The 15,356-nt window shown below is 68.5% G+C and carries 15 protein-coding genes and 4 tRNA genes; 4 read left to right on the top strand and 15 right to left on the bottom strand.

The features are described 5' to 3' along the window. Nucleotides 1-49 precede the first annotated feature (49 nt). From ACWIFB_RS15460 to thrS, 10 genes are all read right to left on the bottom strand, one after another. Entirely contained in the window at nucleotides 50-802 is a 753-nt protein-coding gene (locus ACWIFB_RS15460) for a YebC/PmpR family DNA-binding transcriptional regulator (protein WP_452098947.1), read from the bottom strand. Nucleotides 803-886: 84 nt separating this feature from the next. Beyond that, the gene (gene pdxT / locus ACWIFB_RS15455; protein WP_452098948.1) at nucleotides 887-1,501 is read right to left on the bottom strand and encodes a pyridoxal 5'-phosphate synthase glutaminase subunit PdxT; all 615 of its coding nucleotides are present in this window, start codon (nucleotides 1,499-1,501) and stop codon (nucleotides 887-889) included. Then, on the bottom strand, nucleotides 1,498-2,388 hold the full coding sequence (locus ACWIFB_RS15450) for an acyl-CoA thioesterase (RefSeq protein WP_452098949.1): 891 nt from the start codon (nucleotides 2,386-2,388) through the stop codon (nucleotides 1,498-1,500). The genes pdxT and ACWIFB_RS15450 overlap by 4 nt, the downstream gene beginning before the upstream one ends. 243 nt (nucleotides 2,389-2,631) lie before the next feature. Then, nucleotides 2,632-3,531 (bottom strand): pyridoxal 5'-phosphate synthase lyase subunit PdxS, encoded by a 900-nt coding sequence (pdxS, locus tag ACWIFB_RS15445; protein ID WP_452098950.1) that lies wholly within the window; start codon nucleotides 3,529-3,531, stop codon nucleotides 2,632-2,634. Between the two features lie 117 nt (nucleotides 3,532-3,648). Further along, nucleotides 3,649-4,242 (bottom strand): NUDIX hydrolase, encoded by a 594-nt coding sequence (locus ACWIFB_RS15440; protein ID WP_454058726.1) that lies wholly within the window; start codon nucleotides 4,240-4,242, stop codon nucleotides 3,649-3,651. Beyond that, nucleotides 4,232-5,347: a glycosyltransferase family 4 protein gene (locus ACWIFB_RS15435; protein WP_452098952.1), complete on the bottom strand. Its 1,116-nt coding sequence runs from the start codon at nucleotides 5,345-5,347 to the stop codon at nucleotides 4,232-4,234. Before ACWIFB_RS15435 ends, ACWIFB_RS15440 begins: the two co-directional genes overlap by 11 nt. A gap of 7 nt (nucleotides 5,348-5,354) precedes the next feature. Continuing rightward, on the bottom strand, nucleotides 5,355-6,263 hold the full coding sequence (locus ACWIFB_RS15430) for a phosphatidylinositol mannoside acyltransferase (protein WP_452098953.1): 909 nt from the start codon (nucleotides 6,261-6,263) through the stop codon (nucleotides 5,355-5,357). Then, nucleotides 6,260-6,904, bottom strand: a complete 645-nt coding sequence (gene pgsA, locus ACWIFB_RS15425; protein WP_452098954.1) for a phosphatidylinositol phosphate synthase — start codon at nucleotides 6,902-6,904, stop codon at nucleotides 6,260-6,262. Before pgsA ends, ACWIFB_RS15430 begins: the two co-directional genes overlap by 4 nt. Nucleotides 6,905-6,919: 15 nt before the next feature. Continuing rightward, nucleotides 6,920-7,501 (bottom strand): HIT family protein, encoded by a 582-nt coding sequence (locus ACWIFB_RS15420; RefSeq protein ID WP_452098955.1) that lies wholly within the window; start codon nucleotides 7,499-7,501, stop codon nucleotides 6,920-6,922. Further along, nucleotides 7,498-9,582: a threonine--tRNA ligase gene (thrS, locus tag ACWIFB_RS15415; RefSeq protein ID WP_454058734.1), complete on the bottom strand. Its 2,085-nt coding sequence runs from the start codon at nucleotides 9,580-9,582 to the stop codon at nucleotides 7,498-7,500. The genes ACWIFB_RS15420 and thrS overlap by 4 nt, the downstream gene beginning before the upstream one ends. Nucleotides 9,583-9,738: 156 nt before the next feature. On the opposite strand from thrS, the gene ACWIFB_RS15410 reads away from it, so the two are divergent. Continuing rightward, nucleotides 9,739-10,401 carry a DsbA family oxidoreductase gene (locus tag ACWIFB_RS15410; protein ID WP_452098956.1) on the top strand — a complete coding sequence of 221 codons (663 nt, stop codon included), beginning with the start codon at nucleotides 9,739-9,741 and terminating at the stop codon, nucleotides 10,399-10,401. An 84-nt stretch (nucleotides 10,402-10,485) separates the two neighbouring features. On the opposite strand, the gene ACWIFB_RS15405 is transcribed toward ACWIFB_RS15410, so the two are convergent. Continuing rightward, nucleotides 10,486-10,560: transfer RNA gene (locus ACWIFB_RS15405), tRNA-Val, on the bottom strand. A gap of 379 nt (nucleotides 10,561-10,939) precedes the next feature. On the opposite strand from ACWIFB_RS15405, the gene ACWIFB_RS15400 reads away from it, so the two are divergent. The 3 genes from ACWIFB_RS15400 to ACWIFB_RS15390 all read left to right on the top strand — a co-directional run bounded on the left by ACWIFB_RS15400 (nucleotide 10,940) and on the right by ACWIFB_RS15390 (nucleotide 11,236). Further along, nucleotides 10,940-11,012, top strand: a tRNA-Gly gene (locus tag ACWIFB_RS15400). Nucleotides 11,013-11,062: 50 nt separating this feature from the next. Then, nucleotides 11,063-11,136 (top strand) — tRNA-Cys (locus ACWIFB_RS15395). Between the two features lie 28 nt (nucleotides 11,137-11,164). After that, nucleotides 11,165-11,236, top strand: a tRNA-Val gene (locus tag ACWIFB_RS15390). An 89-nt stretch (nucleotides 11,237-11,325) separates the two neighbouring features. Here the strand turns inward: ACWIFB_RS15390 and ACWIFB_RS15385 are convergent. From ACWIFB_RS15385 to ACWIFB_RS15370, 4 genes are all read right to left on the bottom strand, one after another. After that, nucleotides 11,326-12,444, bottom strand: coding sequence for a glycosyltransferase family 4 protein (locus ACWIFB_RS15385; protein ID WP_454058725.1), 1,119 nt, complete (start codon nucleotides 12,442-12,444; stop codon nucleotides 11,326-11,328). Between the two features lie 118 nt (nucleotides 12,445-12,562). Then, nucleotides 12,563-13,606, bottom strand: coding sequence for a glycosyltransferase family 4 protein (locus ACWIFB_RS15380; protein WP_452098958.1), 1,044 nt, complete (start codon nucleotides 13,604-13,606; stop codon nucleotides 12,563-12,565). After that, nucleotides 13,603-15,060: a sugar transferase gene (locus ACWIFB_RS15375; protein ID WP_454058724.1), complete on the bottom strand. Its 1,458-nt coding sequence runs from the start codon at nucleotides 15,058-15,060 to the stop codon at nucleotides 13,603-13,605. The genes ACWIFB_RS15380 and ACWIFB_RS15375 overlap by 4 nt, the downstream gene beginning before the upstream one ends. Beyond that, on the bottom strand, nucleotides 15,057-15,308 hold the full coding sequence (locus ACWIFB_RS15370) for an acyl carrier protein (protein ID WP_452098960.1): 252 nt from the start codon (nucleotides 15,306-15,308) through the stop codon (nucleotides 15,057-15,059). Before ACWIFB_RS15370 ends, ACWIFB_RS15375 begins: the two co-directional genes overlap by 4 nt. Nucleotides 15,309-15,356: the final 48 nt, after the last annotated feature.

Raw genomic sequence — 15,356 nt, 5'->3', positions numbered from 1 at the left:
ACGACCGGCGGTAGAACCTACGTTCGAGACCCTACCAGCGGCACGGCCGTCAGGCGTCGAGGGCCGCCAGCACGTCGTCGGGGACGTCGATGTTGGTGAAGACGTTCTGGACGTCGTCCGAGTCCTCGAGCGCGTCGATGAGCCTGAACACCTTGCCGGCGCCGTCGGCGTCGACGGTCACCTCCACCGAAGCCCGGAAACCGGACTCGGCCGACTCGTAGTCGATTCCCGCGTCCTGGAGAGCGGTACGCACCTGGACGAGGTCGGTGGGCTCGCAGACCACTTCCCACTGCTCCCCGAGGTCGTTGACCTCCTCGGCGCCGGCCTCGAGGACCGCCATGAGCACGTCGTCCTCGGTCAGCTCGGCTTTGTCCAGCACGATCTCGCCCTTGCGCGCGAACAGGTACGCGACCGAGCCGGGATCGGCCAGGTTGCCGCCGTTGCGGGTCATGGCGACGCGCACCTCTCCCGCGGCGCGGTTGCGGTTGTCCGTCAGACACTCGATGAGCATGGCCACGCCGTTCGGGCCGTAGCCCTCGTACATGATGGTCTCCCACTCGGCGCCGCCCGCCTCCTCGCCGGCGCCGCGCTTGCGGGCGCGCTCGACGTTGTCCGCCGGGACGGAGTTCTTCTTCGCCTTCTGGATGGCGTCGAAGAGAGTCGGGTTGCCGGTCGGGTCGCCCCCGCCGGTGCGGGCCGCCACCTCGATGTTCTTGACCAGCTTGGCGAAGAGCTTGCCGCGCTTGGCGTCGATCGCCGCCTTCTTGTGCTTGGTGGTGGCCCACTTGGAATGGCCTGCCATGTGTTTCTCCGCCCTCCGGGGGTGTCTGGGTCCGGGGCCCGCATGTCCGCGGGCTCCGGCGCGAGGTCTCGCTGACCGCCCAGTCTACGAGGTCGCGGCCCGTACCATGTCGAGGAAGTACCTGTGTACCCGAACGTCGTCGGTGACCTCGGGGTGGAACGAGGTGGCCAGCGCGTTGCCCTGACGTACCGCGACCGCGTGGTCGCGTCCATCGGACGCCCGGACCCGGGCGAGTACCTCGACGCCGGGGCCGATGGTCTCGACCCACGGGGCACGGATGAACACCGTCCGCAGTGGTTCCGGCCCGAGGGGGTCGACGACGAGGTCGGCCTCGAAGGAATCCACCTGGCGGCCGAAGGCGTTCCGCCGGACGGTCATGTCGATGGCCGAGAACCAGGTGGCGTCGGCGCGGGTGTCCACGACGTGCGAGGCGAGCAGGATCATTCCGGCGCACGACCCGTATACGGGCATCCCGGCGCCGATCCTCTCGGCCACCGGTTCATACATCTGGTACACGTCGAGCAGTCGGCTCATGGTGGTCGACTCGCCACCCGGCAGGACGAGGCCGTCGACGGCGTCGAGCTCCGACTGCTTCCGGACCAAGATCGCGCGGGCGCCGACCTCCTCGAGATGGCGGATGTGCTCGATCACGGCGCCCTGGAGGGCGAGCACCCCGATCGTCGGTGCGGGCCGGCTCATTCGCCGGAGGCCGGGCCGTCCGACCCCTTCCCGCGGGACAGATCGACCGGGAATGACTGGGCGCCCGGCCGGAGGCGGCGGGACAGCCCTTCCTGGGTGACCGCAGCGACAAGGCGTCCCTGACGGTCGAAGATGCGGCCCTGGGTGAGCGTGCGCCCGCCGGAGGCGGAGGGGGACGTCTGGTCGTAGAGCAGCCAGTCATCCGCGCGGAAGGGACGCATGAACCACATGGCGTGGTCGAGGGACGCGTCCTGGGTGGGTTCGCCGGGGTGCGGGATCTTGGCGGAGCCCAGAAGGGTCATGTCGGACATGTACGCCAGGGTGCACACGTGGAAGTTGGGGTCGTCGGGCAGTGTGTCGACGCAGCGGAACCAGACCCGCTGCTGGGCGGCCAGCGACGAGAGGGTCTCCATGCGGTCCCGCGGCACGATGCGGATGTCCCACTGCGCCCACTCCTCGACGAACACCCGATGGGTCTCGTCGAGATCCTCGATCGTCGGAACGGCGATCTCCTCGGGATCGATCACCCGCGGCATCGAATCCTGGTGCTCGATGCCTTCCTGGGCGACGAGGTGGAACGACGCCGACATCGAGAAGATGGGCTCGCCCTCCTGGATCGCGGTGACCCGCCTGGTGGCGAAGCTGCGGCCGTCCCGTAGGCGGTCCACCTGGAAGACGGTGGGAACGTCGGGGATGCCGGGCCGGATGAAGTATCCGTGGAGTGAGTGGACGTGCTTGTCGTCTTCGACGGTGCGGACCGCCGCGGTCAGGGTCTGTCCTGCCACCTGCCCGCCGAAGGTGCGTTGGAGGTTCGTGGTGATCGCCGGGCCCCGGTAGAGGTCGCGGTCGATGCGCTCGATGTCGAGGATGTCCTCGATCTTGTTCACGACCGCTCACCCGCGCTTCCCGGGGAGCCGGCGCGGTTCGGGCGGACGGTCGATCGCGAGCCCGCCGCCGGGCGACGGGACCGGACCCGGGGCAGGGTCCACAGGGGGGCTGCATGCATGGACAGATCCTAGCGCTGCGGGTACGCACCGCGGTCACGTGTGTCCCGGAGACGAGATCACCCCGGTGGCTCCGGGATTCGGAGCCACCGGGGTGGTTCTGCGCGCACACTCAGCCGGAGCTGATCACCAGCCGCGCTCGGCGAGCCGGTGCGGCTCGGGGATCTCGTCGACGTTGATGCCGACCATGGCCTCACCGAGACCACGCGAGATGTCGGCGAGCACCTTCGGATCATCGAAGGAGGTGGTGGCCTTGACGATGGCCTTCGCCCGCTCGGAGGGGTTGCCGGATTTGAAGATGCCGGAGCCCACGAACACACCCTCGGCGCCGAGCTGCATCATCATCGCGGCATCGGCCGGGGTGGCGATACCGCCGGCGGTGAACAGCACCACGGGCAGCTTGCCGGTCTCGGCGACCTCCTTGACGAGCTCGTACGGCGCCTGGAGCTCCTTGGCGGCCACGTACAGCTCGTCGGCGGGCAGCGACTGCAGCCGGCGGATCTCACCGCGGATGGTGCGCATGTGGGTGGTGGCGTTGGAGACGTCACCGGTACCGGCCTCGCCCTTGGAGCGGATCATGGCCGCGCCCTCGGTGATGCGACGCAGTGCCTCGCCGAGGTTGGTGGCGCCACAGACGAACGGCACCTCGAAGTCGAACTTGTCGATGTGGTTGGTGTAGTCGGCCGGGGTCAGTACCTCGGACTCGTCGACGAAGTCCACGCCGAGCGCCTGCAGGACCTGCGCCTCGACGAAGTGGCCGATGCGGGCCTTGGCCATGACCGGGATGGAGACGGCCTCGATGATGCCGTCGATCAGGTCGGGGTCGCTCATCCGCGCCACGCCACCCTGGGCGCGGATGTCGGCGGGAACACGCTCGAGGGCCATGACGGCCACCGCGCCGGCGTCCTCGGCGATCTTGGCCTGCTCGGCGGTGACGACGTCCATGATGACGCCGCCCTTGAGCATCTCGGCCATGCCCCGCTTGACGCGTGCGGTTCCGGTGGTGTTCTCGCTCGACTCGCTCACGAATAGGCCTTCCTGGCTCAGACGACGTGTGATAGACGTCCAGTGTAGGTTGCCCTCACCCGGACTCTCCAACCGCCGCCCTGGCCGGCTCCCGCTCGTTGACCCGGCCGCCTCGCCTCACCCCACTGGTGCCGGTGCATCGACCAGTTCCACATAGTCGGGCATCGGCGCGTGACCGGCGAGCCGGAGCAACCGGACGAGGGTCTGCTCGCGCAGGCTCCGTGTGTCCCGGACCGCGTCGTTGTAGAAGCGCCGCGCCATCGCGACGCGGTCTGTGACGTCGTCGAGCTCGGCTTCCAGGTCGTCGGGCAGCGCGGCCGTCTCGAGCCCCGCGAGGATCACGCCGAGTCTGTTCTCCGCCAGCTCGGCATCTGGCGAGGAGCCGACGAGGTCGTCGTCACGTGCCGGGCGTCGGCGGTCGGGAGCCGGGGCGGGATCGACGCCGACCACCTCGCCCGGGAGGTGCGAGCGCGCGTCCGCCAGTGCTCGGGTCAACCGCTCCGCGCCGGCCGGGTCCCGGGCCGCGAGGTCCCGCGCGACAGCCGCACCGACGGTGTGACGGCGTTCGAGGACCCCGATGAGAGACGCCCGCGCGAGGTCGGTGCGGATATGGAGACGGTCCAGGCGGTGCGCGGTCAGGTAGGCGCCGAGCAATGCGGCGAGGACGAGGACGGCGACGACGACGAGAAGCACCACGAGCTCAACGGACACGGATCGTCTCCCCCGGCCCGCGGATCGTCTCGTACACCCGGATCACCCTGTCCGCGACGACAGGCCAGTCGTAGTCCCGCACAGCGACGCTGCCCTGCGCACGCAGGTCCGCGCGGCGGTCGTCGTCGACCAGCACGCGCGTCAGGGCCTCCCCGAGGGCTTCCGGGTCGCCGACGGTCGCGAGCTCACCGCATCCGCCGTCCCGCAGGACCCGGCGAAACGCGTCGAGGTCGGATGCCACGACCGCGGTACCGGCCGCCATGGCCTCGACGAGAACGATCCCGAAGCTCTCCCCACCGAGGTTGGGTGCGCAGTAGACGTCGGCGGCGGCCAGGACCGCGGCCTTACGGGCGTCGTCCACGCGACCGAGGAAGTCCACGGACATACCTCGGGGAAGGCGTTCCCGTAACGCCTTCTCGTCCCCGTCCCCCATGACGCGCAGACGCAGGTCTGGAACCGAGTCGAGAACATTCGGCAGCGCGGCGACCAGGACGTCCATGCCCTTTCTGGGCTCGTCGTAGCGGCCGAGGAATGCGATGGTGGGCACGTTTGCGTACTCCGCCGACGCGTCGACCCCGGCGAAGGCGCCCACATCGACACCGTTGGGGATCTCGACCGCGTCCGAGCCGAGCGCCTCGATCTGCCAGCGCCGGGCCAGTGCCGAGACCGCGATCCGTCCGCGGACCTTCTCCAGCAGCGGCGCGAGCACCGCGTCGGAGGCCTCGAGGATCATCGAACTGGTGGTGGAGGTGTGGAACGTGGCGGTGATGGGGCCCGAGGCCATGGCCAGGGCGAACATCCCGACCCCGGGCGCGTTGGGTTCGTGGATGTGCAGCACGTCCAGCGGTGCCTCGCGCAGCCAGTTGCGGGTCGCCCGCCACGACGCCGGGCCGAAGCTCAGGCGTGCCACCGAGCCGTTGTACGGGATCGCCACCCCGGGCCCTGTGAGTGTCATCCCGGGGGCAGGGGCGTTCTCCGGCCGACCCGGTGCGAGGATCCGGACGTCGTGCCCGCGGCGGCGAAGCTCCTGGGACAGGTCCACCACGTGGGCCTGGACGCCACCGGGCGCGTCGAACGAATACGGGCAGATCATGCCGATGCGCACGGTCGGATCAGCCCTCGAGCTTTTCTCGACGCTCGGCCGACAGGTCGTCGAGCCACAGCGGCTGGAGCATGTGCCAGTCCGCGGGGTGGAGCGCGATTCCCTCGGCGAACGTGTCCGCCATGGCCTGCACGCCCGCCTCGACTCCCCCGGACACGTCGATCGGCGGGGTGATCCGCACGCGCATCGTGTCCTCGTCCTCGTACCAGAAGTGGGCCACTAGCAGCGGGGCTCCGGTCTCCACAGCGAGTTTGGCAGCTCCCGCGGGCATCCGGGTCTCCTCGCCGAAGAACGTCACGGGTACGCCGGTGTGCCGTAGATCCCGTTCGCCGGGAAGACACACGATCCCGCCCTCGGCGAGGTACGCCTTCAGCGCCTCGAGAGGCGGAACTGGCCCCCCGGAATGCGGATAGATGGTGAAGCCCAAACCCTCCCGATACTCCAGGAATCGCTGGTAGAGCGACTCCGGCTTGAGCCTCTCAGCGACTGTGGCGAATCCGCCGTAGCGGCGAGCCAGCCACGTACCACCGAGATCCCAGTTCGCCGCGTGCGGAAGTGCCACCACGACCCCTCGCCCGAGAGCGAGGGCGTCGTCGATGTGCTCCACACCGGAGATGGTTCGGTCCATCTCCTGCGCCACCGCCTCACGGTCCATGGACGGCAGTCGGAACGCCTCACGCCAATAACGAGCGTAGGACCGCATCGAGTCCCGGATCAGCTCGTCCGGGACGTCGGCGGGGGGTACGCCGAGGACGCGGGCGAGGTTCTTGCGCAACTGCGAATCGGGGCGCTGCCGGCGAGCCGCGAGATCCGCGCCCGCGCGGAACAGCCCTCGGGAGAGCCCCTCCGGCAGAGCCCGGACGACCGCCCAGCCGGCGGCATAACCGTAATCGGAGAGCGTCTGGCCCACCCGGCTCATCGGTCACCGACCGAGGCCGCGCCCTTGTCCGCCACCCGGGACAGGTAGTCGGCACGGCCACCCAGGACACGCTGGATGACCGTGATGAGGCTGCCCAGCGCGACCACCGTGACCGCCACCTCGAGGGCCCACGGGACGCCGAGTCCCTCGAGCCCTGCGCCGACGAGGACGATCACCAGCCGGTCCGCCCGTTCCATCAGCCCGCCCGGGGTGCGCAGGTCGCCCGCATCCGCCCGGGCCTTGGAGTACGAGACCACCTGGGACAGGACCATGCAGGCCAGCAGCATGACCAGGGCGAACCGGTTGGTCGGCTCGGTGTCGACGACCCACCACACGAGGGCACCGAGGATCACGCCGTCCGCCACCCGGTCGGACACCGCGTCGACGAGCGCGCCGTACGGCGAGCCGCCGTCGCCGGCCCGCGCGACGGCCCCGTCGACCAGATCGAACAGGGTGCATAGGCCGATCACGATCGCGCCCGCGAACAGATGGCCGGTGCCGAAGAACCCCACCGCCGCAGCGCAGGTCAGGACCAGGCCCGTGAGCGTGATCCCGTTGGCCGTAACGCCGATGCGTACCAGGAAGGCGGCGACGGGGTGCGCCACCTTCGTCACCCCGGACCGTCCGTACTCGCTGAGCATTCTTCTCCCCGCTTCTCAGGTGTGGCCGGGCCCGGAAGGCGTCGTGGTCCACGCGTCAGCGAGCAGCTGACGGGTCTGCTTGAGCAACTGCGGCAACACCTTCGTACCACCGGTCACGGTGATGAAGTTGGCGTCGCCGATCCATCGTGGCACGACATGTTGATGCAGGTGTTCGGAGAGCGAGCCCCCGGCGGCGCTGCCGAGATTCAGCCCCACGTTGAACGAGTCCGGATTCGACACGGCCTTGATGACGCGGAGCAGATGCTGGGTGAACGACATGAGCTCGCGGGCCTCGTCGTCGTCGAGATCCTCCAGGTCAGCCACCTTGCGGTACGGCACCACCATCGAGTGCCCCGGGTTGTACGGGTACAGGTTCAGGACGACGTACACGTGCTCGCCCCGGGCGACCACCAACCCGTCCTCGTCGCTCATTTGCGGAATATCCAGGAACGGCTCCCCGGTCATCCCCTCGGCGGGCTCCGGCCGGGTCTCGGCGATGTAGGACATCCGGTAGGGCGTCCACAGCAACTGGAGACGGTCCTCGCCCACGCCGTACTGGCGGTAGGTCCCGGTGGATACCGGACCGCCGCCCGTCACAACCGCTCCGCGGTCGGGGCGTCGTTACGCTGCGACGAGACCCAGTGCTGGATCTTGTCCATCGCGGCGTTGCGCGAGACTCCGTTGAGCTGCGTGCCATCCGGGAACCGGAAACTCACTGCGCCGGCCTCGACATCACGGTCGCCGGCCAGCAACATGAACGGCACCTTGCCGGTCGTGTGGTTGCGGATCTTCTTCTGCATCCGCTCGTCGGAGGTGTCCAGCTCGGCCCTGATTCCCCGGCCACGCAGCTCGTCGATGATGTCCTCGAGGTGCTTCTCGTGCGCATCCGCGACGGGGATGCCCACCACCTGCACGGGCGCGAGCCACGCCGGGAACAGTCCGGCGTAGTGCTCGAGCAGCACCGCGAAGAACCGCTCGATCGATCCGAAGAGCGCACGGTGGATCATCACCGGGCGCTTCTTGGTGCCGTCGGCGGCGTTGTAGGTCAGGTCGAACAGCTCCGGCAGGTTGAAGTCCAGCTGCACCGTCGACATCTGCCAGGTGCGGCCGATCGCGTCGCGGGCCTGCACCGAGATCTTGGGGCCGTAGAACGCCGCCCCGCCCGGATCCGGCACGAGCTCGAGGCCGGAGTTCGTGGCCACGCGCTCGAGGGTCTCGGTGGCCCGCTCCCAGAGCTCATCGCCGCCGACGTACTTCTCGGGGTCCTTGGTGGACAGCTCGAGATAGAAGTCGTCCAACCCGTAGTCGCGCAGCAGGGAGATGATGAACGAGAGCACCGAGGCGATCTCGCCTTCCATCTGCTCCTCGGTGCAGTAGATGTGGGCGTCGTCCTGCGTGAATCCGCGGGCGCGGGTCAGGCCGTGGATCACCCCGGACTTCTCGTAGCGGTACACCGTGCCGAACTCGAACATCCGCAGCGGCAGCTCGCGGTACGAACGGCCCCGCGAGTCGAAGACGAGATTGTGCATCGGGCAGTTCATGGGCTTGACGTAGTAGTCCTGCCCCGGCTTGGTCTCGTTGCCGTCCGCGTCGTACTCCGCGTCCACGATCATGGGCGGGAACATGCCCTCGGCGTACCAGCTCAGGTGCTGGGACTTGCGGAACAGGTCGCCCTTGGTCATGTGCGGGGTGTTGACGAGCGAATAACCCGCAGCGAGGTGCCGCTTGAGGGAGTGCTGCTCCATCTCGTTGCGGATGATTCCGCCGCGCGGGTGGAACACCGGGAAGCCCGAACCGATCTCGTCGGGGAAGCTGAACAGATCCAACTCCGTGCCCAACCGCCGGTGGTCGCGCTTCTCGGCCTCGGCGAGGCGGTCGAGGTAGGCGTCCATCGCCTCGGTGCTCTCCCACGCGGTGCCGTAGATGCGCTGGAGGCCTGCCTTGCTCTGGTCCCCGCGCCAGTAGGCCGCCGATGAGCGGGTGAGCGTGAACGCCGGGATGAACTTGGTGGTGGGCGTGTGCGGGCCGCGGCACAGGTCCGACCAGATGACCTCACCGGTGCGCGGGTTCAGGTTGTCGTAGGCGGTCAGCGCGCCGGCGCCGACCTCCATGATCTCGGAATCCGCCAGGGCCTCGGCTCCCTCGGAATCGCCGGCATCCGCGCGACCCTTGTCCTCGACGAGCTCGAGCTTGTACGGCTCCCCGGCCAACTCCGCGCGGGCCTCGTCGAGCGAGGCGTACTCACGACGGGAGAAGCGCTGGCCGGCCTTGATGATCTTCTTCATCCGCTTCTCGAGGTCCTTGAGGTCCTCGGGGGTGAACGGCTCGGTCACGTCGAAGTCGTAATAGAAGCCGTTCGCGATCGGCGGACCGATGCCGAGCTTGGCCTCGGGGAACTTGTCCTGAACGGCCTGCGCGAGCACGTGGGCACAGGAGTGGCGGATCACCGAACGGCCGTCCTCGGAATCGGCGCGGACCAGTTCGACCTCGGTGTCCGCCTCCGGCGCCCAGGACAGGTCGCGAAGCGCGCCCTCAGAATCCCGGACCACAACGATTGTCTCGGGGCCGCTCCTGGACTGCAGCTCACGCTCGGCGAGGATCTTCCCGGCCGGCTCCCCCGCCGGGATGACGGTGGTCACGGTCGCCGCACCCGTCACGTCGACATCGGCTTCCGGCATGCGGTTCTCGGACACGGGGGGCGATCTCCTCGGCAGTGGACGTCGGGCGGCTTGAGCCACCCGGGCTGACATCCCGGAACGCGGACGCACCGGGGCCGGTCCATGCTACCCGGGCTGTCACGGAATCCCGGATCATCATGAGGTGTTGCACCCGACATGCGCATCGATATCTGGTCCGACGTCATCTGCCCCTTCTGCTGGATCGGGAAACGCCACCTGGAGCAGGCGCTGGAGTCGTTCCGGGGCGGCCACCCGGACGTTCCGGTCGAGGTGGTGTGGCGTGCGTACGAACTCGACCCCGCGTCGCCGACACTCACGGCGGGCCAGCGGGGCGAGAGCAGTGCGCAGATGCTCTCCCGCAAGTACGGGACGCCACTGGCCGACGCGGAGACCGGGCAGGAGCAGATGGCCGAACGCTTTCGCGATCTCGGCTTGGAGTTCGACTGGCGGTCTGCACAGATCTGTTCGACGTTCGACGCCCATCGACTCTCCGCGCTCGCCAGCCGGCACGGCCGCTCGGACGTTGTCGACGAAGCAGTGCGCCGCGCCCACTTCACCGCGGGACTGGCGGTTTCGGATCCGGATGTCCTCCGACGTATCGGGATCGAGGCCGGGCTCCCCTCGGACGAACTCGACGCCCTGCTCAGCGGAGAGGACTACGCCGATCAGGTCCGGAAGGACATCGAGACCGCCCGCGAGATCGGCGTGCGGGGCGTGCCGTTCTTCGTCCTCGACGGTCGGCTCGCGGTGAGTGGGGCCCAGCCCGTCGAGGTGTTCTCCCGGGCGCTCGAACAGGCACTGGCAGGCAACGAGTCCTGACCTGACGGAGGCGGCGGGCGAAAGCGAGTCCGCGAAACCGACGAACCCCTCCCGGGCTGACCGGGAGGGGTTCGGTGACTTGGGTGGTGGTCCTAACTGGGTTCGAACCAGTGACCTCTCCGGTGTGAACGGAGCGCTCTTCCGCTGAGCTATAGGACCGCACTGTGTCGAGGCGTTCCCGCCGTGGCACTCGAACACTGTAGCAAGCGTGATCCCGGACCCCAATTCGACCCCGTGATGCCGCGACTGTCCGGGTTCGGCAGCCCATCCGGTGCCCGGCCCGTGGCGCCCGGTACGTGCCCTCCGACGGGCCCACGGCTGGTGCCTGCCGCTCGCCACGCCTGTAGTGGAAGTGCACCGAGCGTCGCACGCACCCCGGCCTTCGGGAGACCCACGCGTTCATGACCACAAAACAGCGCACATCTGCTGTTTTTGCAGTTCACACCCCATATCCGGCCCCCGATTTGTGTTCTTCATCCGGGGTCGGCTAATGTTCTTTCTCGCAGCCCGGAGCGCCTACAGCGAACCGGAACGCAGTGCGGATGTGGCGCAGCTGGTAGCGCATCACCTTGCCAAGGTGAGGGTCGCGGGTTCGAATCCCGTCATCCGCTCGGAGGGATCGAGGAGTCAGGTTGTCCTCACCAGGCTCGATACCTTTTGCGGTGGAGTGGCCGAGTGGTGAGGCAGCGGCCTGCAAAGCCGTCAACACGGGTTCGATTCCCGTCTCCACCTCCACGTCGGAGTGATCCGGCAGGAGATACCCGCGCGATTAGCTCAGCGGGAGAGCGCTTCCCTGACACGGAAGAGGTCACTGGTTCAATCCCAGTATCGCGCACCGCACAGAACGCCCCGGCTCAGCCCGGGGCGTTCGTCATTTCTCGACAACGGGCGGATTCTGGCGTCAGCGCCCCGTCGTCGCGGGCGTCAGCGCCCCGTAAGCGCCCCGGCCATCGCCGGCAGGGTCATCTCGATGTCATGCTCCTGCGCCGCCCGCGCGCGACCGCGCTCGGCCATCAACTCCCTCCGTGCCGGGTCGGCGATCAACTCCGACAGCGCATTCGCGAGACCTTCGGGATCCCCGGGGGCGACGAGGACCCCGATGCCCTCACGGAGGTACTCCGCCGCTCCCCCGTGATCGGTGGCGACCACCGGCAGCCCCGCGGCCATACACTCGAGAACCCCGAGCGGGCCCGCCTCGGGAAGAACTGACGCCGAGACCGCGATGGCCCACCGGTCGAGCACCTGCCTGCGGTCGACGTGCCCGAGGAACCGGACCCGGCCCCGTAGATCCTCCTGATCGGCACGGTCCCGGAGGGCACGCTCGTACTCATCTTCGCCGAACAGCGCTCCGCCGGCGATCTCCACGGTCATTCCCTGGCATCGTGCGACAGCATCGAGCAGCACATCCTGGCCCTTCCAGGAGGTCAACGCGGCGAGGATCCCCACCACCGGCTCCCTGTCGGACGCGCCCACAACCTTCCCGCGGGGGATGACGACGCCGTTCGGTCGGACTATCACCCGCGGCACGAGCGGTCGTATCGATGCCGCTGTCACCTCGGAGACGGCCACCGCGCGGTGGACTCGCCGGGCGCCGAGTCTGACCGCCACACGTTGCCTCCGGCTCACGACGGTGTCATGGACGAGCCATGACGTCGTGCCGGAGGCCCGGGCCCGCGGGAACGCGAACGGGAGAGCGGGCAGGGCTAAAAGAGAATTGACGACGACGACACCGCCCTCGCCGTCACCGCGGTCACCGCGGTCACCGGTGACCGTTCGCAGGATGAGACCGGCCCGAACCCAGCGAACGATGAGACGGGCCACCGCCACCAGCCTCGCGACCCCGCCCTTTCCCTCCAGGCCGAGCGTGGGGATCCGGAGGTGCCGCGTGCCGGGGGGCATCCCGTCGACGACCGGGCCCGGCGGACTGAGAAGCACCACCTCGTGGCCCGAGTCGGCGAGCTCACCGGCCACGGCCACGAGGACGTTCTCGGCGCCGGAGCGCACACCGGTCGCATTGACGAGTACTGCGGTGCCGGCGCTCATCGACGATCTCCTGTTCCTGGTGCGGCCGGACCGGGCGTGCGTGCCGTGTTCCTCTGTGACAGCCGTACCCGCGCGGCGACATCGCCCGGATACTCCCGAACCGTTCCGGTGATGATCATCAGCCGAGGGAGTCGTAGACGGCGAGGGTGTCTGACGCGACGGCACTCCAGGTCCGGGACGCCACGACCGTGGCCGCCGCGGCCCTGAGTTCTGCACGACGATCGGTATCGGAGAGGAGGTCCCGGATCGCCCGGGTCCAGTGCTCGGCGGTGTCGCGGGCGATCACGACGGCACCGCTCCCGACCGACTCGGGAATCCCACCGACCGCGCTGGCCGCCACGACGCCCCCGCACGCCATGGCCTCCAGCGGTGGAAGCCCGAAACCCTCGTATCTCGACGCGTAGGCGACCACGTCGGCCGCGCGATACAGCGCCGGTACATCGACCTGATCGACGTAGCCCAGGCCGATGCTGCCCACCGGTCGGCCCGGGCCGTCTGTACCCGCGCCCCCGAGAACCACCGGCACCCCCAGGTCTCGAGCCGCGTCAGCCACGACGTGAGGGTTCTTGCGTGGCTCGAGGGTTCCCAATTGGAGGACGAACGTCCGGGGAAGGTCGTATTTGACGCGGACCGCCTCGACTTCGGCCTGGCCCGGGATCCGCGCCCAGTCGGCCGGCGCGAGTGGCGTCACCGTGGCCACACGTCCGGTCAGCGCGGCGACACGTTCGGCGGTGAACTCAGACACCGCGATCACTGCATCTGCGCGGCGGAGAGATCGCCGCAGCAGGATGCGCTCGCCGCGTGCCCGGACCGCGCCGAAGGCCCACGGGGTGTCGAAAACCGACATGTCATGAACAGTGCTGACCGTCGGGCCCCGCTGTGCGACCGGGAGGTCGACATCCAGAGAGTGGAAGAGCGCGGCTCCCGGCGCGGGGCGGAGTCCGTGGACCGCACGTCGCGCACCACTACAGACAGGACGCGTGATCGCACGCACGTCATCCGGCAGTTCGGAGATCGCGTCCTCCTGGACGACGGCGGCGAGGCCGCGCCCCGATCCGAGGTCTGCGGTCGCCCGGATGAGTTCCCGCTCATAGGTCTGCACCCCGCTTCCGCCGGGGCGCAACGCGAGCGCACCCCAGACCACGACGCCGGTGTCGGTCACTTACCTGTGCCCTTGACCACGACCCACATGGTGAGGAGTATCGACCGGATATCCATCCACGGAGACCAGTTCTCGATATAGAAATTGTCGAACATCACGCGGTCCGCGATGCTCGTGTCGCCCCGTAGACCGTTGATCGCGGCCCATCCCGTCAAACCGGCCGGGACACGATGGCGCGAGGCGTAGCCGCGGTACTCACCGCTGAACTGCTCGACGAAGTGCGGACGCTCCGGGCGCGGTCCGACGAGCGCCATGTCCCCACGGAATACGTTGTAGATCTGCGGGATCTCGTCCAATGACGACTTACGGAGGAACGCCCCGACAGGGGAGATTCGCGGATCGCCGGCGATCGACCACTTCGTCTGGGATTCGTTCTCGTCCGCGGGGCGCATCGAGCGGAATTTGAGGAGCTCGAACTGTCGCCCGCGTTCGCCGATCCGGGTCTGCCGGAACAACACCGGGGCGTTCCTGTCGTCGAGCTTGACCGCGAGGGCGATGAGAAGGAAGAGCGGAGAGAGCAGGACCAACGCCAGGCCACTGAGAAGGAGGTCCTGGGGGCGCTTCAGCTTCCAGGCGACCGATCGGTGAGCTGAACGCTTCACCCGGATCAACGGCAGCGCGTTGATCCGGTCCATGCGTCCCTCGACGTTCATGTAGTCGAAGAGCCGGGGGATGATGAACACCTCGGCGTCCTCGTGGTCGCATTCGGTGAGCATCCGCAGCAGCTGGCGATCGTCATAGGCGCCGAATCCGATGATCACGGTGCGCACGCGGTGGCGCCGGATGAGTTCGACCAGACCTCCGGTCGGGCTCTCGAGCGGCACCCCGAGGTCCATGGCCGCGACCTCGGCGGCGAGGCCCCGCTCGGCGTCCACGAGGGCAACCGGGGACAGACCGAACTCGGACCGTTCCACGAGGGTCCGGGCGAGATCCAGACTCGTATCCCCGGTTCCGACGATCAGGGTGCGGTTTCGAAACGCCCGATGTCGTTGACGGCTCCACCGCAGCAGCGGGGCGACCACCATGCGGGTGAGCACGAGTGTCGATACGACCACCGCGGTGAACTTGATGAGGCTGAAGAGATTCATGCCCGCGTTGGCGACGACGGCACCGAAGACCGAGAGGACGGTGCCCACCACGACCACCCTCGGCAGGTCATCGAGAACGGAGATGTTGAGGCGGTGACGATACAGCGACGGCGAGAACGCTATAGCGATGACGAGTGCGGTAGCGGTGAGCCACGGTCGCTCCGGGAGAAAAAGCCAGGCGATGAGATAGATCGCGATCGAGTCCGCGAGCCGGTGCCACACGTCGAACCTGTAGCGCGGCACCACGAGAAGGAAGCGCGTGGCGCGCCCCCAGAAAGAACGTCGCTCTCGACGGCCGGCCGCCGGGGCGGGCAGCGTCGTGGCCGCGCCCGCGACCGCGGGCCGGGGCGGGGCGGGGACGCTCACAGGATCTTCCCCAGAGCTTCGATCATCGAGCGGATGCTGGTGAAGGTGGTCCGGTTCAACACCTCGTCGGGGAACTCGACGTCGAACTCGTCCTCGAGGGCGAGCATGACCTGAACGGTCTGATGGGACGTCATCCCCGCATCGAAGAGATCATCCTCGGTCTCCAGTATGTCGACCTCAACCTTGCCGACGAGAGCGGCCGCCACCGTCTCACGAACCCTGACCTCGACATCGTTGCTACTGCCCACAACCGCCCCCTCCACCTAAGCTCTCCCTTAGGGATATCAGCTATCCGC

The sequence above is a fragment of the Dietzia sp. NPDC055340 genome (genome assembly GCF_053645335.1).
The sequence above is the reverse complement of the archived record's forward strand: the minus strand, read 5'-3'. Positions and strand labels throughout refer to the sequence as shown.

Bases quoted from the DNA above. Each gene is read 5' to 3' on its own strand.
- ACWIFB_RS15430 (WP_452098953.1), bottom strand. From the start codon at position 6,263: ATGAGCCGGGTGGGCCAGACGCTCTCCGATTACGGTTATGCCGCCGGC.
- pgsA (WP_452098954.1), bottom strand. From the start codon at position 6,904: ATGCTCAGCGAGTACGGACGGTCCGGGGTGACGAAGGTGGCGCACCCC.
- thrS (WP_454058734.1), bottom strand. From the start codon at position 9,582: ATGCCGGAAGCCGATGTCGACGTGACGGGTGCGGCGACCGTGACCACC.
- ACWIFB_RS15460 (WP_452098947.1), bottom strand. From the start codon at position 802: ATGGCAGGCCATTCCAAGTGGGCCACCACCAAGCACAAGAAGGCGGCG.
- pdxT (WP_452098948.1), bottom strand. From the start codon at position 1,501: ATGAGCCGGCCCGCACCGACGATCGGGGTGCTCGCCCTCCAGGGCGCC.
- ACWIFB_RS15410 (WP_452098956.1), top strand. From the start codon at position 9,739: ATGCGCATCGATATCTGGTCCGACGTCATCTGCCCCTTCTGCTGGATC.
- ACWIFB_RS15385 (WP_454058725.1), bottom strand. From the start codon at position 12,444: ATGAGCGCCGGCACCGCAGTACTCGTCAATGCGACCGGTGTGCGCTCC.